Annotated in this window: 19 protein-coding genes; 4 read left to right on the top strand and 15 right to left on the bottom strand. The window is 67.7% G+C overall.

From position 1 onward, the window contains the following. Positions 1-17: 17 nt before the first annotated feature. From DIE15_RS16225 to DIE15_RS16210, 4 genes are all read right to left on the bottom strand, one after another. A complete protein-coding gene (locus DIE15_RS16225; RefSeq protein ID WP_057924550.1) occupies positions 18-1,259 on the bottom strand; it encodes a multifunctional CCA addition/repair protein in 1,242 nt (413 codons plus the stop codon). After that, complete coding sequence (locus tag DIE15_RS16220) at positions 1,256-1,903, bottom strand: glutathione S-transferase family protein (protein ID WP_124833788.1); 648 nt, start codon at positions 1,901-1,903, stop codon at positions 1,256-1,258. Before DIE15_RS16220 ends, DIE15_RS16225 begins: the two co-directional genes overlap by 4 nt. Before the next feature lie 55 nt (positions 1,904-1,958). Continuing rightward, entirely contained in the window at positions 1,959-2,921 is a 963-nt protein-coding gene (locus DIE15_RS16215) for a complex I NDUFA9 subunit family protein (RefSeq protein WP_057924552.1), read from the bottom strand. Positions 2,922-3,291: 370 nt separating this feature from the next. Then, a complete protein-coding gene (locus DIE15_RS16210; RefSeq protein ID WP_057924553.1) occupies positions 3,292-5,244 on the bottom strand; it encodes a lytic transglycosylase domain-containing protein in 1,953 nt (650 codons plus the stop codon). 8 nt (positions 5,245-5,252) lie between these two features. Between DIE15_RS16210 and DIE15_RS16205 the strand changes: the two genes are divergently transcribed. Continuing rightward, positions 5,253-5,864, top strand: coding sequence for a 5-formyltetrahydrofolate cyclo-ligase (locus DIE15_RS16205; protein ID WP_057924554.1), 612 nt, complete (start codon positions 5,253-5,255; stop codon positions 5,862-5,864). Positions 5,865-5,932: 68 nt separating this feature from the next. Here the strand turns inward: DIE15_RS16205 and DIE15_RS16200 are convergent, their stop codons facing one another. Then, positions 5,933-6,445 carry a winged helix DNA-binding protein gene (locus tag DIE15_RS16200; protein ID WP_057924555.1) on the bottom strand — a complete coding sequence of 171 codons (513 nt, stop codon included), beginning with the start codon at positions 6,443-6,445 and terminating at the stop codon, positions 5,933-5,935. A gap of 148 nt (positions 6,446-6,593) precedes the next feature. On the opposite strand from DIE15_RS16200, the gene pxpB reads away from it, so the two are divergent. Genes pxpB through pxpA form a run of 3 tightly spaced genes read left to right on the top strand, consistent with a single transcriptional unit; the run spans position 6,594 to position 9,134 of the window. Next, positions 6,594-7,250 carry a 5-oxoprolinase subunit PxpB gene (pxpB, locus tag DIE15_RS16195; protein WP_057924556.1) on the top strand — a complete coding sequence of 219 codons (657 nt, stop codon included), beginning with the start codon at positions 6,594-6,596 and terminating at the stop codon, positions 7,248-7,250. Further along, positions 7,247-8,314 carry a biotin-dependent carboxyltransferase family protein gene (locus DIE15_RS16190; protein WP_057924557.1) on the top strand — a complete coding sequence of 356 codons (1,068 nt, stop codon included), beginning with the start codon at positions 7,247-7,249 and terminating at the stop codon, positions 8,312-8,314. Before pxpB ends, DIE15_RS16190 begins: the two co-directional genes overlap by 4 nt. Positions 8,315-8,369: 55 nt before the next feature. Continuing rightward, positions 8,370-9,134: a 5-oxoprolinase subunit PxpA gene (gene pxpA / locus DIE15_RS16185; protein ID WP_124833787.1), complete on the top strand. Its 765-nt coding sequence runs from the start codon at positions 8,370-8,372 to the stop codon at positions 9,132-9,134. Positions 9,135-9,691: 557 nt separating this feature from the next. On the opposite strand, the gene DIE15_RS16180 is transcribed toward pxpA, so the two are convergent. From DIE15_RS16180 to DIE15_RS16135, 10 genes are all read right to left on the bottom strand, one after another. Further along, positions 9,692-10,837 (bottom strand): TraB/GumN family protein, encoded by a 1,146-nt coding sequence (locus DIE15_RS16180; protein WP_057924559.1) that lies wholly within the window; start codon positions 10,835-10,837, stop codon positions 9,692-9,694. Beyond that, positions 10,830-11,846 carry a peptide ABC transporter ATP-binding protein gene (locus DIE15_RS16175; protein ID WP_124833786.1) on the bottom strand — a complete coding sequence of 339 codons (1,017 nt, stop codon included), beginning with the start codon at positions 11,844-11,846 and terminating at the stop codon, positions 10,830-10,832. The genes DIE15_RS16180 and DIE15_RS16175 overlap by 8 nt, the downstream gene beginning before the upstream one ends. Beyond that, on the bottom strand, positions 11,843-12,841 hold the full coding sequence (locus tag DIE15_RS16170; protein WP_124833785.1) for an ABC transporter ATP-binding protein: 999 nt from the start codon (positions 12,839-12,841) through the stop codon (positions 11,843-11,845). Before DIE15_RS16170 ends, DIE15_RS16175 begins: the two co-directional genes overlap by 4 nt. A 10-nt stretch (positions 12,842-12,851) precedes the next feature. Beyond that, the gene (locus DIE15_RS16165; protein WP_124833784.1) at positions 12,852-13,769 is read right to left on the bottom strand and encodes an ABC transporter permease subunit; all 918 of its coding nucleotides are present in this window, start codon (positions 13,767-13,769) and stop codon (positions 12,852-12,854) included. A gap of 4 nt (positions 13,770-13,773) precedes the next feature. After that, positions 13,774-14,784, bottom strand: coding sequence for an ABC transporter permease subunit (locus tag DIE15_RS16160; protein ID WP_057924562.1), 1,011 nt, complete (start codon positions 14,782-14,784; stop codon positions 13,774-13,776). A gap of 111 nt (positions 14,785-14,895) precedes the next feature. Then, the gene (locus DIE15_RS16155) at positions 14,896-16,524 is read right to left on the bottom strand and encodes an ABC transporter substrate-binding protein (protein WP_124833783.1); all 1,629 of its coding nucleotides are present in this window, start codon (positions 16,522-16,524) and stop codon (positions 14,896-14,898) included. Positions 16,525-16,852: 328 nt separating this feature from the next. Further along, entirely contained in the window at positions 16,853-18,160 is a 1,308-nt protein-coding gene (locus DIE15_RS16150) for an MFS transporter (RefSeq protein WP_057924564.1), read from the bottom strand. Positions 18,161-18,351: 191 nt separating this feature from the next. Then, positions 18,352-18,663 carry a high-potential iron-sulfur protein gene (locus tag DIE15_RS16145; RefSeq protein ID WP_124833782.1) on the bottom strand — a complete coding sequence of 104 codons (312 nt, stop codon included), beginning with the start codon at positions 18,661-18,663 and terminating at the stop codon, positions 18,352-18,354. A gap of 159 nt (positions 18,664-18,822) precedes the next feature. Next, positions 18,823-19,932, bottom strand: coding sequence for an NAD(P)/FAD-dependent oxidoreductase (locus DIE15_RS16140; protein ID WP_124833781.1), 1,110 nt, complete (start codon positions 19,930-19,932; stop codon positions 18,823-18,825). Between the two features lie 152 nt (positions 19,933-20,084). Then, the gene (locus tag DIE15_RS16135; protein ID WP_057924566.1) at positions 20,085-21,065 is read right to left on the bottom strand and encodes an AAA family ATPase; all 981 of its coding nucleotides are present in this window, start codon (positions 21,063-21,065) and stop codon (positions 20,085-20,087) included.

The raw sequence follows: 21,065 nt of genomic DNA, 5'->3' as shown, positions 1-21,065 counted from the left end.
CACCCGCTTCTTCCGCACTATTCGCCGATCGCCAGCGCCTGCTTGACGGCCTCGACCCGTGCGCGATGCACGGCGTCCTTGATCTGCATCGCATCGTTGCCGATACCGCGCGCGATCGCGCCCGCGTCGACGCTGCGCGCCGCCACCAGCGCCACGCGCAGCCGCTCGGCCTGCGGATACGGTTGCGTGTCGAGCCCGAGCCGGCCGCGCGCGTCCGATTCGCACGCCTGCAGCATCTCGGCGAAGCGCGCCGGCTTGCGCAGCGCGTCGCTGCGCTCGAAGAGCCGCACCAGCGCGGCCGCGCCCATCTCCATCACGCGATGCAGGTTGCCGTGCTCGCGCGCGACCACCAGCGCAAGCTCGCGGCATTCGTTCGGCACGCGCAGCCGCTCGCACAACGGCTTGATGAGGTCGACGCTGCGGCCTTCATGGCCGACGTGGCGCGGCAGCACGTCGGCGGGCGTCGTCGCCTTGCCGAGATCGTGCGTGAGCGCCGCGAAGCGCACCGGCAGCGAATAGCCCTGCTTCGCCGCATAGTCGACGACCATCATCACGTGCACGCCCGTGTCGACTTCCGGGTGGTAGTCGGCGCGCTGCGGCACGCCCCACAGCGCGTCGACCTCGGGCAGGATGCGCGCGAGCGCGCCGCACGCGCGCAGCACCGCGAACATCCGCGACGGCTTCACCTCCATCAGCCCGCGCGCGATCTCCTGCCACACGCGCTCGGGCACCAGCGCGTCCGCTTCGCCTGCCTCGACCATGCGCCGCATCAGCGCGAGCGTGTCGTCGGCGACCGTGAAATCCGCGAAGCGCGCGGCAAAGCGCGCGATCCGCAGGATCCGCACCGGATCCTCGACGAACGCGTCGCCCACGTGCCGGAACACGCGTGCGCGCAGGTCGGCCTGCCCGTCGAACGGATCGATCACCGGCCCGATCAGCGCGCCCTCCGGGCTCACTTCGCGCGCCATCGCGTTGATCGTCAGGTCGCGCCGTGCGAGGTCCTCGTCGAGCGTCACGTCCGGCGCGTAATAGAACTGGAAACCGTGATAGCCGGCCGCCGTCTTGCGCTCGGTGCGCGCAAGCGCGTATTCCTCCTGCGTGTCCGGATGCAGGAACACGGGGAAATCCTTGCCGACCGGCCGAAAGCCCTGCGCGGCCATCTGCTCGGGCGTCGCGCCCACCACCACGTAGTCGCGGTCCTGCACCGGCACGCCGAGCAATTCGTCGCGGATCGCTCCACCTACTGCGTAGATGTTCATGGCGCGGGTTCGTATTCGGCAATCACGTTGGTTTCGCGGCGTGCGGCCTCGATCCAGCGCTGCACCGCCGGCAGCGCCGTCACGCGTGCCGCGTAGCCGGCCGCCTCCGGCGACAGCGCCGGCGCATACGTGTTGAAGCGCATCACGACGGGCGCATACATCGCATCGGCGATCCCGAATTCGCCGAACAGGAACGGGCCGCCCGATGCCTCGATGCACGCACCCCACAGCGCGTCGATGCGCGCGACGTCGGCGAGCGCATCCGGTGTCGCGCCGCGCCCCGGCATCGATGCACGCACGTTCATCCCCATCTGCGTGCGCAGCGCGGCGAAGCCCGAGTGCATCTCGGCCGAGATGCAGCGCGCATGCGCGCGATCGAGCGAATCGGCCGGCCACATCGGGAACTGCGGATAGCGCTCGGCGAGCGTCTCGGCGATCGCGAGCGAATCCCAGATCGCGGTGCCGTGATCGTCGATCAGGCACGGCACCTTGCCGGTCGGCGAGTACTCGCTGATGCGCGCGGCCGTGTCGTCGCGACGCAGCTCGATCGCGATCTCGTCGAACGGAATCCCGAAATGCGCGAGCAGCAGCCACGGCCGCATCGACCACGACGAGTAATTCTTGTCTCCAATGACGAGTTTCATGGCGGTGTTCCGATAAGCGCGAAAGTGAATGACGGAAAGCGACGGCTCGCGGCACCTAGCGGCGCGAACGGAACCAGTCGAAGCGGGAGCGCCGCGCGGCGTGGCCGAGATATGCGGGCGCGATGCTCTCGAGACTCGCGGGCGACACCCCGAGTTCCGGCGCGAGCGGCCCGGACAGCACGTTCGGCACCGACATCGACGCGAGATTGTCACGCGTGATCACCGGCTCGCCGGGCAGGCATTCGAACACGCGCGCCTGCAGCCTCGCGAGCGCGTCGGGCAGCCGCACGATGCGTGCCTGCCGGCCGACCAGCGTGCCGCAATAGCGCACCAGCTGCTCGAGCGTATAGACGGTCGGGCCGCCGAGCTCGTAGGTCTTGCCGTGCGCGCCCGCGAGATCGAGCGTGTTGACGAAAGCGCGCACGACGTCGCCGACGAACACCGGCTGGAAGCGCGCGTCGGGCATCGCGAGCGGCAGCACGGGCAGCGTGCGCTGCAGGTTCGCGAACGTGTTGAGGAACGCGTCGCCGGGGCCGAACACGACCGACGGGCGGAAGATCGTCAGTGCCAGCGAATCGGTCGCCGCGACCGCATGCAACGCGGCCTCGCCGTCGCCCTTCGAGCGCTGGTACATGCTCGGGCCGTGCGAATCGGCGCCGAGCGCGCTCATATGCAGCACGCGCCGCACGCCGACTTCGACGCATGCGGCGGCGAGCGCGGCCGGCAGCGCGACGTGCGCGCGCTCGAACCCGGGCCCGTACGGCGTGCCGCGGCCGCCGTGCAGCACGCCGACGAGATTGACGGCCGCGTGCGCGCCGGCGACGAAGCGGGCCAGCGTGCGCGTATCGAACGCATCGAGTTCGACGATCTCGACCGGCAGCATCTGCAGGTGGCGCGCGTGCTCGCGCCGCCGCGTGCCGATCCGCACCTGCTTGCCGGCGTCGAGCAGCGCGTTGACGAGCCGGCTGCCGATGAAGCCGGTGCCGCCCAACAGCGCGACAGTCTGGCGATCATCCATGTTCGAGACCTCTAAGGGGCTGTTCACGCTAATAACGGGCTTGCGAACGAGCCTTGCCGGCTGCCCCCCAAGGGGACTTCCTTCGGGCGCGTGCAAGAAGCAAGGAGCGCCGTTTGGCCTAGCCAAACAAGCGACGCGCGACGCCGCAATGCGGCCGGCAAGGCTCGTTCCCCTGTTTGGAAAAAATCATTCGCGGGGCTGGCCGCCAGAAGGGCCGATCGCTGCGTCATGCTCCTTGCGAATACGTCGAGTATTCGCTTCGTCGCAATCCTTGCGCTCGGCCCTTCTGGCGGCCAGCGCAAGCCCGTTGTTAGCGTGAACAGCCCCTTAAACACTGCCGCGTCTCGCGCGGCAGTGTGTATGTTGCGGATCAGGGCGAGATCATGCCTAGACGTTTCTTCAACGACTGCGGTTTGCCCTCGAAGAGCGCCGCGTAGTAGACGGTATTCGACAGCACGTTCTTCACGTAGTCGCGCGTCTCGTTGAATGGAATCGTCTCTGCGAAGATCGCGCCTTCAACCGGTTGCGTCAACACCTGGCGCCACTGGCGCGGCCGGCCAGGGCCCGCGTTGTAACCGGCGGTCGCCAGCACCGGCGAGCTGTCGAAGGTGTTGTAGATGTCCGCCAGATACCAGGTGCCGAGCTGGATGTTGGTATTGATGTCGTGCATCTGCGCACGCGTGATCGCGCCCATCCCGAGCTTCTTCGCGACGAGTTGCGCGGTGGCCGGCATCAGCTGCATCAGCCCGCCCGCGCCGACCGACGAACGCGCGTTCGTGATGAAGCGCGACTCCTGGCGGATCAGCCCGTACGCCCATTCGATGTCGAGGCCCGACGACTGCGCGTAGCGCTCGACGATGTCGCGATACGGCGACGGGTAGCGCAGCGTGAAGTCGTGCTCGGCCTTCGTGCGGTCGGCCGTATTGACCGTGCGGTCGAGCAGGTCGATGCGCTTGCCGTATTCGGCGGCCGCGAGCAGCTGGCGATCGGTCATCCCGCGCAGCGGCCAGTTCCATTCGCGGTTGCCTTCGAGACGCAGGTTCAGCCCGTAGAAGCGCTGCGCGAGCGCGAAGCCCGGGATCTTGCTCATCGCGTCGACCTCGGCGTCGCTCACCTTCGTGCGCGGCGGAATCGACGTGCGCTGGCCGAGTTCTTCACCGGCGAGCTGCCCGTAGAAGTTGAACTGGCCCGCGACCTGCTCGAATTCCTGGTTCGCCTGCAGCGTGTCGCCGCTCTGCTTGAGCGCACGCGCATGCCAGTAGATCCATGCCGGATCGTCGCGCAGCGACGGCGGCATCTGTTCGATCGACCAGCGCACCATCGGCCAGTTGCCGACGAGCAGCGCGGCGCGCGTGCGCCATTCGTAGCCCGGGTTCGACAGCGGCGCGTTCGCAGATTTCGCATACCAGACCGACGCGAGCGGCGAGCGCTTGATCGCGCCCTGGTAGCCGATCGCGCCCCACGCGATCGCCTGCTCCTGCTTCGTCAGCGAGCCGGCGACCGACGTCAGCATCCCTGCTGCCGCGTCCGGATCGTTGCGCGCCATGCGGCCGAGCGCGATCAGCGCGAGCTGGTGCGATGCGGCGTCGGGGCCGACGCCGCGCGCGAGATACAGCGGCGGCGCGCTCGTCGCCTGGTCGAAGCCGACCGGGCGCGGGCCGAGCGCGTCGACGATCTTGCCGCCGAGCGTCGTGTAGTTCTGCTCGTACGCGAGGCGAGCCTGCTGCCACACGTCGTCGCTCGTGAACTGCTGGTTGACCGTCAGTGCCGTAATCAGGTCGACACAGGCGTCGCCGTAGTATTTCGGCTCGACGAGCAGCGCGCGCGCCGCCTCGGCGACGTTCTCGCCACGCGCCGCGCGCGATTCGAGCGCGTAGCACTTGACCTGCGTGTCGTCGTCGAGCACGAAGCGCTTGTACTGATCGTCGAAGTTGCGCCAGTCGTGGCGCGCGCCGAGCACGAGCAGGTAGTCGTTGCGCAGGCGGTCGGCGATCGCCTGGCCGTCGTAGCGCTGCAGGAACGACTGCACGGGGGCGTCGGGCGCGTCGACACGCGCGCGGCCCGTCGAATCGAACAGCTGCGGCTTGATCTGGAAATACTCGACGTAGGACGGGACCGGATAATTCGGGATCGTCGACGCGAGCTGCGCGGCCTTCGCGGCGTCGTTGCGGCGCGCGGCTTCGCGAAGCTGCACGAAGATCTGGTCGTCCCCGGCGAGCGTGTCGTCGTTCGGTGCCGCACACGCGGCCGTGCCCGCGACGAGCGCGGCGGCCGACAGCGCGAGCGCGAGCGCGCGATATACTCGGAAAAGGCTGTTCGACATCGTTTTGAATGGAGCACGAAGTGAGCGAAAGCATAGCATGCAACCCTGTGCCGAACCCGAAGGTTGCGCTGCGCAAAACGCTGTCCGGCGCGCGTCGCGACGCCGCGTCGCAGCCCGATGCAAACGCCGCACTCGACACACGGCTGCGCCTGTTGCTCGCGCAGCTCGCACCGCGCACGGTCGGCTTCTACTGGCCGCTGCCGGGCGAATTCGACGCGCGCGACGCGGTGCTCGCGTGGTCCGCGGCCGGCACGGGCCGCCGTGCCGCGCTGCCGGTGATCGGCGAGCGCCACACCCCGCTCGCGTTCCATGCGTGGGATGCGCACACGCCGATGCGCGAAGGGCATCACCGGATTCCGGAGCCGGCGTCGGGAATCGTCGTCGTGCCCGACCTGTTGCTGATTCCGTGTGTGGGATTCGATCTGCAGCGCTACCGGCTCGGCTATGGCGGCGGCTATTACGACCGCACGCTCGCGACGTGGCCGGGCGACACGCTGCCGGTGACGGTCGGCATCGCGTATGAAGCGTGCCGCGTGGATGCGCTGCCGGCCGAAGCACACGATCTCGCGATGCGCTGGATCGTGACCGACGGCGCGCTTTACCCGGCCGCTGCCGGATGACGCGGCGCGCGACACCGCGTCAGCGGCATGCCGCGCGTCACCGCGTTCACCGTCCCGTCCGCAATCGTTTACAGCGAGGCCGCCGCGCGCGCGGCCGTGTCGTAGAGGCCCGATGCGTGGCGCAGCAGCTGCGCCGCGTCGCCGATCTGCGCGTTGGTGAGTCCGCTGTCCTTCAGCGTCTCGATCAGGCAATGCTCGCGCACCTCCCGATACTTCAGGCACAGCTCGCGGCCCGCGTCGGTCGCGAAGAAGAACACTTCCTTGCCGCTCTTCTCGCTCTTCACATAGCCGCGCGCGATCAGTTTTTTCAGCGCATAGGTCGCGACGTGCGTATCCTCGATATTGAGCACGAAGCAGATGTCGGCGAGCTTTTTCTTGCGTTCGCGATGGCTGACGTGATGCAGCAGCGACACCTCGACCGCCGTCATGTCCTTCGCGCCCGCCGCCGACATGCAGCGCACCATCCAGCGGTTGAATGCGTTGCCGGCCATGATGAGCCCGTATTCGAGCTCCGACAGCTCCGCGCTCGAATCGGAAACGAGGTGTTCGGATGACACGATCTTGGTCGCAGGACGCTTCATGGAAAGGCGGCGCAAGCCGGATGTCAGAGTGTGCCGAGTGTACGACAGAAGCCGCCGCATCCGGGCTAGGCGAAAACGCTTATTGGGAAGTTGTCGATATTTTATTGACAATGTGCGCTAACATTGCCGTCCGAACCGTGCCAGTCCGATGACGCAACCCCGCATTTATCCGCTCGGCGATGCCGCCCTCGTCTGCGAGGTGCCGCCGCCCGCCACGCTCGATTGCCAGCGCCGCGTCTGGGCCGTCGCCGAGGTCGCGCGCGCGTGGCCCGACGTGATCGACGTCGTGCCGGGCATGAACAACCTGACGATCGTGTTCGACGCGCTCGCCGCGACGGCCGAGTCGCTCACACCGGCGCTGCGCGACGCGTGGGAAACCGCCGACGTCGAGCACGCGGACGGCCGCGACATCGAGATCCCGGTCGAATACGGCGGCGCCGCCGGGCCCGACCTGCCGGCCGTCGCCGCGCATACGGGGCTGTCGGCCGATGAAGTCGTCGCGCGCCACGTGGCCGGCGAATACGTCGTGTTCTTCGTCGGTTTCCAGCCGGGCTTCGCGTATCTCGGCGGCCTCGATGCGTCGCTGCACACGCCGCGCCGCGCGGCACCGCGCCTCGAAGTGCCGGCCGGCTCGGTCGGCATCGGCGGTGCGCAGACGGGCATCTATCCGGCCACGTCGCCCGGCGGCTGGCAGCTGATCGGCCGCACGTCGCACGTGCTGTTCGACCCGACGCGGTCGCAGCCGACGCTGCTGCTGCCCGGCGACCGCGTGCGCTTCACCATTGCCGGAGTCGACGCGACATGAGCCAGAACACCGCACCGGGCACGATCGAGGTCGTCCGCGCCGGCCCGCTGTCGACCGTGCAGGATCTCGGCCGCCGCGGCACACGCCATCTCGGCGTCGCGCAAGGCGGCGCGCTCGACGGTCTCGCGCTCGAGGTCGGCAACCGCCTCGTCGGCAATCGCCCCGACGCGGCGGCCGTCGAGATCACGATCGGTCCGGCCGCGTTCCGCTTCACGCGCGCGACGCGCATCGCGATCACCGGCACCGAATTCGGCGCGACGCTCGACGGCAAGCCCGTGTTTTCATGGTGGAGCCTGCCGGTCACGGCCGGGCAGACGCTCGTGCTGCCGGCCGCGAAGCGCGGGATGCGCGGCTATCTGTGCATCGCAGGCGGCATCGACGTGCTGCCGATGCTCGGCTCGCGCAGCACCGATCTCGCGTCGCGCTTCGGCGGCCTCGGCGGCCGCGCGCTGCGCGACGGCGACCGGCTCCCGATCGGTGTGCCGCCGGCCGGCGCCGGCTGCCTCGCGGCCGATGCGCCCGAGTTCGGCGTGAAGGCGCCCGCGTGGTGCGCGTTCGTGCGCGTCGACGAGCCGCCGCGCCGCCACCGTCCCGCGCATGCGCCATGGGCGATGCCCGTGCGCGTGCTGCCGGGCCCCGACTACGCGTCGTTCGCGGCCGATTCGCAGCAGGCGTTCTGGGACGAGGAATGGCTCGTCACCGCGAACAGCAACCGGATGGGCTATCGGCTCGCCGGCGCCGAGCTCGCGCGCGAGCGGCCGGCCGAGCTGCTGTCGCACGCGGTGCTGCCCGGCACGATCCAGGTGCCGCCGAACGGCCAGCCGATCGTGCTGATGCACGACGCGCAGACCACCGGCGGCTATCCGAAGATCGGCACGGTGATCCGCGCGGATCTCTGGAAACTTGCACAAGCACGGCTCAACCTGCCGATCCGCTTCGTGCGCACGACACCCGACGCCGCGCGCGCCGCCCTGACCGCAGAACGTGCCTATCTGCGGCAGATCGACGTCGCGATCGAGATGCGCGAGGAAGCGCGCCGCCGCGCGCAGTCGCGCGCGGCGTGACAATGGCGGAAGCAACACGGAGGACGCGCCACGCCATCAGTGGACGAGGAACATTATGGAAATCGATCTGAATGCCGATCTCGGCGAAGGATGCGGATCGGACGAGGCGCTGCTCGACCTCGTCACGTCGGCGAACATCGCGTGCGGCTGGCATGCAGGCGGCGCCAATGCGATGCGCGACTGCGTGCGCTGGGCCGTGCAGAAAGGCGTGTCGATCGGCGCACACCCGAGCTTTCACGACCCGGAGAATTTCGGCCGCAAGGAAATGCAGCTGCCGGCCGGCGACATCTATGCGGGCGTGCTGTACCAGCTCGGCGCGCTGTCGGCGATCGCGCAGGCCGAAGGCAGCCGCATCGTGCACGTGAAGCCGCACGGCGCGCTATACAACCAGGCCGCGCGCGACCCGATGATCGCCGACGCGGTGGTCTCCGCGATCCACGACTTCGATCCGTCGCTCGCCGTGTTCGGGCTCGCGAACAGCGTGTTCGTCGCGGCCGCGCGCCACGCGGGGCTCGCCGCGGTGGAGGAAGTGTTCGCCGATCGCGGCTACCGCGCGGACGGCTCGCTCGTGCCGCGCAGCCAGCCCGGCGCGCTGATCGACGATGAGGACGCGGTGCTCGCGCGCACGCTCGACATGGTGCGCGAGCGGCGGGTGCGGGCGGTGAGCGGCGAGTGGGTACCGCTCAATGCGCAGACCGTCTGCCTGCACGGCGACGGCCCGCATGCGCTCGCGTTCGCGAAGCGGATCCGCGCGGCGCTCGAAGCGGCAGGCGTCGACGTCGTCGCGCCCGGCGCGCTGCAGGCCGACGAAGGCGCGTGACGGGTTCGTCCGCCCCGCTGCCGCCTTGCAAAATCTGCCGCGCACAAGAAAAAAGCGCCCTCGTGGCGCTTTTCTGTTGGCGCAATCGCCGCGGACTTCGCCGTCTGTCGATTCGCCCCCCGAAACCGTCTGTCGACGGTGACCGGAAAAATGCTCCGGATTAAAAAACGTCCGCCGCCGCCCGATTGCTGCTTCCCCCGGCCGGACGACGGAGCGTCGCTTATCCGCAAGTCTGTCGCATGCATTTGTTGTGCCGACGATGTTTGGCCCCGCCGTGCATGCAGACACTCCGCGGCCGGCACGATCATCACGTGCCGGCTACGCTAACCCCGCGCTTTGTTTTCTGCTACCCCGTAGAACTTTTCTATTCTTTTCATTTTTTCAACTTGTGGGATGAAGAATAGATATTGGCAGAACGGGATGTCAATCGTTTTAAACGCTATTTCCTGAGGATTCGAGGGTTTTCCTTATCGAACCGCGCGGCCGCGCAGGCGCTTCACGCCGCGCGCGCAGCGTCGATCAAACAGGGGAGGATCGGTGCGCGGCACCCGGCGCGATCAGTTCGCGTCGACTTGGTATCCTTGCTGGCGCAACAATTCGAGCACTCCGCGCGGGCCGCCCAGATGCAGCGCGCCGATCGCGACGAATACCGGCCGGTTCGGTGCGGCGATTGCCGTCATCCGTGCAACGAAGCGCCGGTTGCGCTCGTACAGGATCTTGTTGTCGATCGACGCAGACAGCGCCTTCGAACGGGCCAGCCGCTCGCTCTTCGCGACCGCCCACGCCGAGATCGCATCGGCGTCGCCAATTTGCCACAGCCGGTGCAGCGACTTGATGTCGTCGGCGTTCTGCGCCGGCGTCTGCACCATGTCCTGCGCGAGCATTTCGCGCTGTTCGGCGAGCGTCAGCCCGGTGAACGCGCGCATCTGCTCGGCGAGCGTCTCGAGCCCGATCACGCGGCCGCCCTTCTTCTTCAGGAACACGTTCTGCAGTTGCGCCTCGGTGCCGTACTCGGTCTGCAGGCCGGCGGACAGCGAGTCGTAGGTCTCGACGACCAGCGCCGCGAGCCACGGCCGCATCCGGCGGATCTCCACGAGCGCGGCCGGGTTGCCGCGCAGGCGCGCCGCGAGGCGCTGCCACAGCGGCTCGGGCAGCAGGCGCTGCAGGCACGGATAGCGGCACACGCCGTACTTCGACACGTCGTCCTGCGATTCGAGCAGATCGTCCGGCGACAGCTCGAGCGCAAGCGTCGGCGACGCGGCGAGCGCCGCGAGGATGCGCGGCCGGAACGGCTGCGCGCCCGGATAGTCGGACGGGTCGCCCGTGTGCAGCGTGCCGAGCAGGTACAGCGTGACCCTGCCTTTGGTGGCGACATAGAACGGCATGCGTGCGGGCTGCACGCGCACCGTGCCGCGCGCGACCGTGCCGTTCGACACGGACGGCGCGTGGAAGCCCGGCAGGCTCATGCCGGGCGGCGGAACCTGCGATGGATGGATCGGCGAACTCGCCGGCGCGCGCCCTTCGGCACGCGCGGCATCGACCGGCACCAGCATGCTGGCGGCCACGCATGCGCCGGCCAGCGCCGCGCCCGTGACCGTGCGCACGCTCCAGCGCCGTGCGTTGCGGCACGCGCGCATCATGCGCGCGCTGCCGGCCCCCGAACGGCGCACGCCAGGCGCGCGCGCCGCCAAACCATCAGGCATTCGCCTCCCCCACCTCCTCGGCGCGATGGCAGGCCACGCGGCGTCCGTCGACGTCGCGCAGCTGCGGTTCCTCGACGCGGCACCGCTCGACCGCGTACGGGCAGCGCTGGTGAAACGCGCAGCCCGACGGCGGATTGAGCGGCGACGGCAGCTCGCCCTGCAGCTTGATCTGCACGCGGCGGTCTTCCTCGAAGATCGCCGGCGTCGCCGACATCAGCGCGCGCGTGTACGGATGGCGCGGCCGAGCGTAGATCGTCGCCTTGTCGCCGAGCTCGGCGACGCTGCCGAAATACATCACCATCACGTCGTCCGCGACGTGCTCGACCACCGACAGGTTGTGCGAGATGAACACGTAGCTCGTCTTGAACTGCTCCTGCAGATCCATGAACAGGTTCAGGATCTGCGCCTGGATCGACACGTCGAGCGCGGACACCGGCTCGTCGGCGACGACGATGCGCGGATCGAGGATCATCGCGCGCGCGATCGCGACCCGCTGGCGCTGGCCGCCCGAGAACATGTGCGGATAACGCTTCGCGTGCTCGGGCCGCAGGCCGACCGTGCGCATGATCTGTGCGATGCGCGCGCCGCGCTCGGCGGCCGTCAGGTTCGCGTTGATCTCGAGCGGCTCGGAAAGCGTCTGCTCGACGGTCTTGCGCGGATTGAGCGACGCGAACGGGTTCTGGAACACCATCTGCACGCGGCGGCGCAGGTCGGCGACCGTCTCGCGGCTTGCGCCGGCGACGTTCTTGCCGTCGATCGTCAGGCTGCCCGCCGTCGGCGTCTCGATCATCGTGAGCTGGCGCGCGAGCGTCGACTTCCCGCAGCCCGATTCGCCGACGACGGCGAGCGTCTTGCCGCGCTTCAGCGAGAACGACACGCCGTTCAGCGCCTTCACCGTGCCCTGCCCGAACATCCCGCGCTTCACCGAATAGTGTTTCGCGAGGCCGTCGGCCACCAGCACGGCTTCCTCGTCGTGCGGCGTGGCACGCGTTTGATTGACTGCATTCATCGTGCACCTCCCGTCAGGTCGAGGTTGGAAACATTGAGCGGCTTGATGCAGCGTGCGCGCATCGCATCGTTGCCGGACACCAGCGTATCGAGCGCCGGCCGCGCCTTGCGGCAGTCGTCGACGACGTACTTGCAGCGCGGCGCGAACAGGCACCCGGACGGGCGATCATCGCGGCCCGGCACCATGCCGGGCAATGCGGCAAGGCGACGCGCCCCCTTATTGTGCTCGGGAATCGCCGCGAGCAGCGCTTCGGTGTATGGATGATGCGGCGCACGGAAGATGTCCGGCACGCGATTGGTCTCGATCACCTCGCCCGCATACATCACCGCGACGCGCTGCGCGACCTCCGACACCACGGCCAGGTCGTGCGAGATCAGCACGAGCGCCATCCCGCGCTCCTTCTGCAGCTTCACGAGCAGGTCCATGATCTGCGCCTGGATCGTCACGTCGAGCGCGGTGGTCGGCTCGTCGGCGATCAGCAGCTTCGGGTTGCACGCAACCGCCATCGCGATCATCACGCGCTGGTTCATCCCGCCCGACATCTGGTGCGGAAACGACGTGACGCGGTTCTTCGCGTCGGGAATACCGACCTGGTCGAGCAGCTCGAGCGCGCGCCGGTGCAGCGCATCGCCGCGCAGGCCTTCGTGCAGCTTCAGCACCTCCTTGATCTGGTAGCCGACCGTGTAGCTCGGGTTCAGGCTCGTCAGCGCGTCCTGGAACACCATCGCGATGTCCTTGCCGACGATCTTGCGGCGCGCCTTCGGCGACGCCTTCAGCAGGTCCACGCCGTTGAACGTGACTTCATCCGCCGTCACCTTGCCCGGTGCATCGATCAGGCCCATCAGCGCCATCATCGTCACGCTCTTGCCCGAGCCCGATTCGCCGACGACGCCCACCACCTCGCCCGGTGCGATCGACAGGTTGATCCGGTCGACTGCGGGCAGGCCGTTGAAGTTCACCGCGAGATTGCGGATGGTCAGAAGATCTTGTGTCATTTGTGTCATGTCACGCCATCCGTTTCAGCTTGGGATCGAGCGCGTCGCGCAGCCCGTCGCCGAGCAGGTTGATCGCGAGCACCGAAATCAGGATCGACAGGCCGGGCATCGTCACGATCCACCATGCGTTGTCGATGTAGTCGCGCGCGGAGGCCAGCATCGCGCCCCACTCGGCGGTCGGCGGCTGCACGCCGAGGCCGAGGAAGCCGAGGGCGGCCGCGTCGAGGATGGCCGACGAGAAGCCGAGCGTCGCCTGCACGATCAGCGGCGCCGTGCAGTTCGGCAGCACTTGCGAGAACATCAGGCGCAGCGTGCCGGCACCGGCCACGCGCGACGCCGTCACGTACTCCTTCTGCAGCTCGCCGAGCGCCGACGCGCGCGTGAGACGCACATAGGCCGGCAGCGCGACGATCGCGATCGCGAACATCGTGTTGGTGAGGCCCGGGCCGATGATCGCGACGACCGCGACCGCGAGCAGCAGCGACGGCAGCGCGAGCAGCACGTCCATGATGCGCATCACGGGCGTGTCGGCCCACTTCTGGAAGAACGCGGCGACCAGCCCGAGCACGATGCCGGGGATCAGCGCGAGCACGACCGACACGAAGCCGATCCAGAACGACATCCGCGCGCCGAACATCAGGCGCGAAAGAATGTCGCGGCCCGCTTCGTCGGTGCCGAGGATGAATTTCCAGTTGCCGCCGTCAAGCCACGCGGGCGGGATCTTCACGAAGTCGCGGTATTGCTCGACCGGGCTGTGCGGCGCGATCAGCGGCGCGAAGATCGCGACCAGGATCAGCACCAGCACGACGACGCCGGCGCCGACGGCGCCGCGGTTGCGCGAGAAGTTGGCCCAGAACTCGCGCAGCGCGAGCGCACGGCCGCCGGCCGGCGCGGATTCGGTCGGCAGGGTGTTTTGCAGATTGCTCATGGAATTACCTCGTGTGGCGGATGCGCGGATTCAGCACGCCGTACAGCAGGTCGACGACCAGGTTCACGACGATCACGAGCGTCGCGATCAGCAGGATGCCGCCCTGGACGACCGGATAGTCGCGGCGGCCGATCGCATCGATCAGCCACTTGCCGACACCGGGCCACGAAAAGAGCGTCTCGGTCAGCACGGCGCCCGCGAGCAGCGTGCCGATCTGCAGGCCGATCACGGTGACGACCGGGATCAGCGCGTTGCGCAGCGCATGCACGACGACCACGCGCACGGGCGACAGCCCTTTCGCGCGTGCGGTGCGGATGTAGTCCTCGCGCAGCACTTCGAGCATCGACGAGCGCGTCATCCGCGCGATCACCGCGAGCGGGATCGTGCCGAGCACGATCGACGGCAGGATCAGGTGGCTCACCGCCGACTTGAACGAGCCTTCGTCCGGCGCGAGCAGCGCGTCGATCAGCATGAAGCCCGTCGGATGCGGGAAGTCGTATTCGACCGCGATACGGCCCGACACGGGCGTCCAGCCGAGATACGACGAAAACACCATGATGAGGATCAGCCCCCACCAGAAGATCGGCATCGAGTAGCCGGTGAGCGCGGTGCCCATCACGCCGTGATCGACGACCGAGCCGCGCCGCAGCGCGGCAATCACGCCGGCGGGCAGGCCGACCGCGAGCGCGAACACGAGCGCGCACAGCGACAGCTCGACGGTCGCCGGGAAGCGCGCGAAGAACTCGCCCGCGACGCTGGTGTTGGTGATGATCGACGTGCCGAGGTCGCCGTGCAGTGCACGGCCGATGTAGTGGATGTACTGCACGGGCAGCGGCTGGTCGAGCCCGAGCCGTTTCATTGCCTCCGCATGCATCGCGGGATCGACGCCGCGCTCGCCCATCATCACTTCGATGGGGTCGCCCGGTATCAGGTGAATCAGCGCAAACGCCAGGATGGTGATGCCGATGAAGGTCGGGATCACCATGCCCACGCGGCGCAACACGAATCTGAACATGATGCGTCTCGTATTTTCTTGTGGGAAATGTGCGACCGGCGACGGGAAGCTTTTGGCCTCCCGCCGCCGGATGAGTTAGCCAGTCTTCGTAGACAGCTTATACGGGCCGTATTACTTCACGCCGACACCATCGAAGCGGGCATAGCCGAGCGGCTCGATGCGCATGTCGACCACGGTCTTGCGTACCGGCTGGTAGACCGTCGAGTTCGCGATCGGCGAGAACGGCAGCTGCTGCGCGAAGATCTGCTGGGCTTGCGTGTAGATCTTCGTGCGCGCATCCTGGCCCGTCGTCGTGCGCCCCTTCTGAACCAGGTCGTCGAACGGCTTGTAGCACCAGTGCGAGAAGTTGTTGCCCTTGATCGCTTCGCAGCCGAGCAGCGTGCCGAGCCAGTTGTCGGGGTCGCCGTTGTCGCCCGTCCAGCCGATCAGCATCGTGTCCTGCTCGCCGCCGTGCGCGCGCTTGATGTACTCGCCCCACTCGTACGTGACGATCTTCGCCTTCACGCCGATCTTCGCCCAGTCGGCCTGGATCATCTCGGCCATCAGGCGGGCGTTCGGGTTGTACGCGCGCTGCACCGGCATCGCCCACAGCGTGATGTCGAAACCGTTCGGGAAGCCTGCCTTCGTGAGCAGCGCCTTCGCCTTCGCGGTGTCGTACGCGGGCATCTTCAGGTTCTTGTCGTACGACCATTGGGTCGGCGGCATCGGCGCGCTCGCGGCCTGGCCCGCACCCTGATAGACGGATTCGAGAATCGCCTTCTTGTTGATCGCCATGTCGAGTGCCTGACGCACTTCGAGCTTGTCGACCGGCTTGTGCTCGACGTTGTACGCGAGGTAGCCGAGGTTGAAGCCCGGCTGCGACGGCATGTCGATGCCCGAGTCGGCCTTCAGCGTCGCGATGTCGGCCGGACGCGGATAGCTCATCACCTGGCATTCGTTGCGCTTGATCTTCTGCACGCGCACGCCCGGATCGGGCGTGATCGAGAAGATCAGCTTCGAGATCTTCACCGCGCCCTTCTTCCAGTAATCGGGATTGCCGTCGAAACGGATCGTCGCGTCCTTCGTGTAGCTGCGGAAGATGAACGGGCCCGTGCCGATCGGCTTCTGGTTGATGTCGGCGGCCTTGCCGGCCTTCATCAGCTGGTCGCCGTATTCGGCCGACAGGATCGACGCGAATTCCATCGCCATGTTCTGGATGAACGGCGCGTTCGGCTCGGCCAGCGTGAACTTCACGGTGTACGGATCGACCTTCTCGACCTTCGTGATCAGTTTGTCGAGGCCCATGTCGGTGAAGTACGGGAACGACACCGGATAGGCCTTGCGGAACGGCTGGTTCGGATCGAGCATGCGCTCGAACGTGAACACGACGTCGTCCGCGTTGAATTCGCGCGTCGGCTTGAAGAAGTCGGTCGTGTGGAACTTCACGCCATGACGCAGGTGGAACGTGTACACCTTGCCGTCGGACGAGACGTCCCACTTCTCGGCGAGGCCCGGCTCGACCTTGGTGCCGCCGCGCTCGAATTCGACGAGCCGGTTGTAGACGGTGAACGTGGCGGCGGTGAAATCGACGCCGGTCGTGAATTGCGCGGAATCAAAACCCGCCGGGCTGCCTTCTGAGCAGTAGACGAGCGTTTTGTTCGGGATCTGTGCGAATGCAGAACCCGCGACGCCGAGCGATGCCGCTGCCACGCCTGCAATGGCGGTAACACGCAGGGTGTGCAACAGACGGTTGTATTCCATGTTTCCTCCAGGTCTCCAGATCGGAACCGGTCCCCCAGGGGGCCGGGTACGCGGATATTACTTGAGCTAGCGATTCTGCAACAAGCCGGAGAAAAAACTCTTCTAGACGCATCCACGCGGGTTTTTGCCGATGTCTTGGACACGCGAAAAGTGCGTCTGCACGCGCGAGCGGCCATTTCGCCGATCCGGCGCGTGTTTCCTTCGATAACTAAACAATTCGTGCGTGCATGCGAACGTGCGTCACGCGGTATGTCCGCGTGATTTCCGGGCTTCGCCGCGCATCGTTGCGTTTTCGGAAACGATGAGATGCCTGTCCTGGCACGTACCGTCAGGCCGGCGCGTCGAGATCGGCGCTGCGCGCGGGCACGAACGCGACCGCGACGATCGACAGCGCGAGCCCCGCCATCACGTAATAGGTCGGCGCGAGCGGCGTGCCCGTCGCCTTGATCAGCCACGTGACGATGAACTGCCCGAACCCGCCGAACAGCATCACCGCGACGTTGTACGCGATCGACAGCCCGGTCGAGCGCACGTTGGCCGGGAACAGCTCGGCGATCATCGCGCCGAAGGGCCCGTAGTAGCCGGCGAGCGTCACCGACAGCACGGCCTGCACCGTGATCAGCCGCCCGATGCTCGGCGCGGCGTCGAGCCACGCGAACAACGGGTATATCAGCGCGAGCGTCAGCACGAGCGACCACAGCGACAGCCCCTTGCGGCCGATGCGGTCCGACCACGCGCCGGCGATCGGCGACAGCACCATCAGCAGCAGGTTGCCGACGATCACCGCGTAGAACGATTCCGCATACGGCAGCTTCAGTTGCTTCACCGCGAAGGTCGGCAGATAGCTGATCAGTACGTAGATCGTCACCGTCAGCGCGATCACCGAGCCGAGCCCGCACAGCACCTCGCGCGGGTGGCGCGTGAATACTTCGCCGAGCGTCGCACGGCGCGCGCTTTGCTGCGCATGCAGGAACGCTTCGGAATCGGCGAGATGACGGCGGATATAAAAGCCGATCGGCCCGATCACGAGGCCGAGGATGAACGGCACGCGCCAGCCCCAGCTGTGCAGCGCGTCGTGCGACAGCCCGCGCGTGACGGCCGCGCCGACCAGTGCGCCGATCAGCAGCGCGGCCGCCTGGCTCGCCATCTGCCAGCTGCCGTAGAAGCCGCGTTTCGAGAACGGCGCGGCTTCGATCAAGAGCGCGGTCGCGCTGCCGAATTCGCCGCCCGCCGAGAAACCCTGCAGCAGGCGGCCGAGCACGATCAGGATCGGGCCGCCGATGCCGATCGCCGCATAGGGCGGCGCGATCGCGAGCAGGAAGATGCCGGCCGTCATCAGCAGGATCACGAGCGACAGCGCGGCCTTGCGGCCCGCTCGGTCCGCATAGAGCCCGAACACGATGCCGCCGATCGGGCGCATGAAGAACGCGACGCCGAACGTCGCGGTGGTCAGGAGCAGCGACGAGTATTCACTGGTCGTCGGGAAGAACAGCTCGGCGATCACGACCGTCATGAAGCCGAACACCGTGAAGTCGTACCACTCGAGCGCGTTGCCGATCACGGCCGCCGCGACCGCGCGCCGGTTCAGCGCACGCTCGGGCCGGATCGTTTTGGTTGAATTCGCAATCGTCGCCATGCGAGCCTCGTTCTCGTGAATTCGCCGTATCGGGCGGCGCGGCGCGCGGGGATGCCGCGGCACGCTGGTTTGCAGCGAGTGTAGAAAGCGACGGAACCGTTTTCAAGCAATAAAAACGCCCGCCGTCGTCCGACGGCGGGCGTTTTGCGGTTTTCGCCACATTGCGGCATCGCACGATGCCGCAGCGGACGTCAACCCATCTTCGAGAATGCGCTGCACCAGCCCTTCGACGACACCTGCTTGCCGGGGAACGCGCCGCACGGGCCCGAAGCCGAGCCCTTCTTGCCCTGGTACAGCATGCAGGCCGCGCAATCCTGGCCCGCTGCGTATTTCGGATACTTCGTCTTGTCGACCTTCGTGGCATCGGCCTTGTAGCCGAGCGCCACGGCGGTCGGATCCGTTTCCGACAGCATCGGCGCATCGGCCAGCGCTTCGCGCGACAGTGCCAGCGCGGACACGGCGCCAATGCTCGTAATCAGGAAACTCCGACGGGTTGTTTTCATGGGGGACTCGCTCCACGTTATTGGTTTGAAAGCTGCTCTGCCGACAGCCGTTCGACAGAATAACGCTCAAGCGGATGAATGTGCGCGCCGAAATGCCGGAGATAAGGGATTTCACACGGGTTTCGCACGGCCGGTCCGTCCCCGCGCGTGCCGCATGGGTCACGCATGCGACGTCATGTCGCCGACGCGCTGCGCGAGCGCGAGCGACGCGGTCAGCCCCGGCGACTCGATGCCGAACAGGTTCACGAGCCCGCGCACGCCGTGCTGCGCGGCGCCCTGCACAATGAAGTCCGCCGGCGACTCGCCGGGCCCCGCGAGCTTCGGCCGGATGCCCGCGTACGCCGGCTGCAGCGCGTCGTCGGGCAAGCCCGGCCAGAATGCGCGGATCGACGCGTAGAACGCGCCCGCGCGCGCCGGATCGACTTCATAGCGCAGCGAGTCGCACCACTCGACGTCCGGGCCGAAGCGCGCCTGCCCGCCGAGATCGAGCGTCAGGTGCACGCCGAGCCCCGCGCGATCGGGCATCGGGTAGATCAGGTGCGAGAACGGCGCGCGGCCCGACAGGTTGAAGTAATTGCCGCGCGCGAGATAGAGCGGCGGCACCCAGCGCGGATCGAGGCCGCGCGTGCGGCGCGCGAGCGCCTGCGCACCGAGGCCCGCGCTGTTGATCACGCAGGCGGCCTCGATCTCGGTCGGCGCGTCGCCGCCGGTGCACACGACGAAGCGGCCGCCGCGCAGCACCTCGATCGATTCGACGGGAGACTTCAGCGCGCACATCGCGCCGTCGCGCTCGGCATCGCCGAGCAGTGCGAGCATCAGCTGGCGGCTGTCGACGATGCCGGTGCTCGGCGAGAACAACGCCTCCGTGCATTCGAGCGCGGGCTCGAGCGTCTGCGCCTCGGCGCGCGTGAGCGGCATCAGGTCGAGCACACCGTTTTCCACTGCGCGCGCGGCGATCGCCTTCAACTGCTTCACCTGCGCGGCACTCGTCGCGACGAGCAGCTTGCCCACGCGCCGGTGCGGCACGTGGTGCGTTTCGCAGAATTCGTACAACAGGTCGCGCCCGTGCACGCACGACATCGCCTTCAGCGAACCGCGCGGGTAGTAGAGCCCCGCGTGAATCACTTCGCTGTTGCGCGAACTCGTGCCCGTGCCGATCGCGTCGGCGGCCTCGAGCACGATCGTTTCGCGCCCGCGCGCGGCGAGCTCGCGCGCAATCGCAAGACCGACGACACCTGCGCCGATCACCACACAATCCATCTGCTCCATGGCGTTTCGCTTCACTCACGCGTCGAGGGGAGAGAAAGGAATTGTACGTCCCGGTTCGCCCGCTTGCCGAACGTATGTGTATCGGCACGTACGCACGCGCCGCGACGCGCGGCGCGACGTGCGCAGGCCTCGGCGATACGCGCGCCGCCGGCTCAGAATCCGATCGGCCTGCGCTTCGCCGCGCCTTCGTCGGCGCGGATGTCGGACGGTGCGATCACGTCGCGGCCGTCGAGCCGCGCCGCACCGAACGCATGCAGCAGCGCGCGGCGCATCGTGCGCGGCGGCGTCGCGGCCAGCACGTCGAGCGCGTCGTCGTCGAGCGTGTCCGGGAAGCGCCGCCCCCACGCGTGCGACGTGCGGATCTCGTCGTAGATCGTCTGCGCGATCCGCCGCGCACCGGCCGCATCGGGCGGTGCGATCTCGTACACGTTCATCCGGTTCAGCAGCGGCTCCGGAATCGCCTGCGCGTCGTTCGCGGTCGCGACCCAGATCACGTTGCCCGCATCGATCGGCACTTCGGCGAATTCGTCGACGAACGCGCGCGCGGTGTCGTGCTCGAGCAATGCGTACAGCGCGCCGAGCGGATCGTATTGCGCGTCGCTGCCGGCCTTGTCGATCTCGTCGACCGCGATCACCGGGTTCGCGTAGCTGCCGTTGACGAGTGCATCGAAGACCTTGCCGGGCTTCGCGTTCTTCCATTGCGACGAGGCGCCCGACAGGATCCAGCCGGCCGTCAGCGAACTCATCGGCACGTAGTGGTACGCGGTGCCGAGCAACTGCGCGAGCGCCTTCGCGAAATGCGTCTTGCCGATGCCGGGCGGCCCGAGCAGCAGGATCGGCATCAGTTCGAGCCGATCGTCGGTCTCGAGGCACAGCGCGACCTGCTTGCGCACGTCGTCGAGCGGCTCGGTGAAATTGGGCAGCGCGTCGCCGAGCTCGTCGAACGACGGCATCCGGTTCGGCTTCACGCAAAAGCGCAGATTGCCGGTCTTGAGCATCCGCTCGTAGGTAGCGCGCAGTGCGTCGCTCGCGCTCTCGTTCAGGTCGTTCAGCGCGGTCTCGACCTGCTCGAGGTCGTACACCGTGCTGAAGGACGCCACCGCCAGTTCCTGTTTCACCATCGCCGTCGTCAT

Source organism: Burkholderia sp. Bp9031 (assembly GCF_003857965.1).
GTDB lineage: Bacteria > Pseudomonadota > Gammaproteobacteria > Burkholderiales > Burkholderiaceae > Burkholderia > Burkholderia ambifaria_A.
This window is presented reverse-complemented; position numbering and strand designations above follow the sequence as displayed.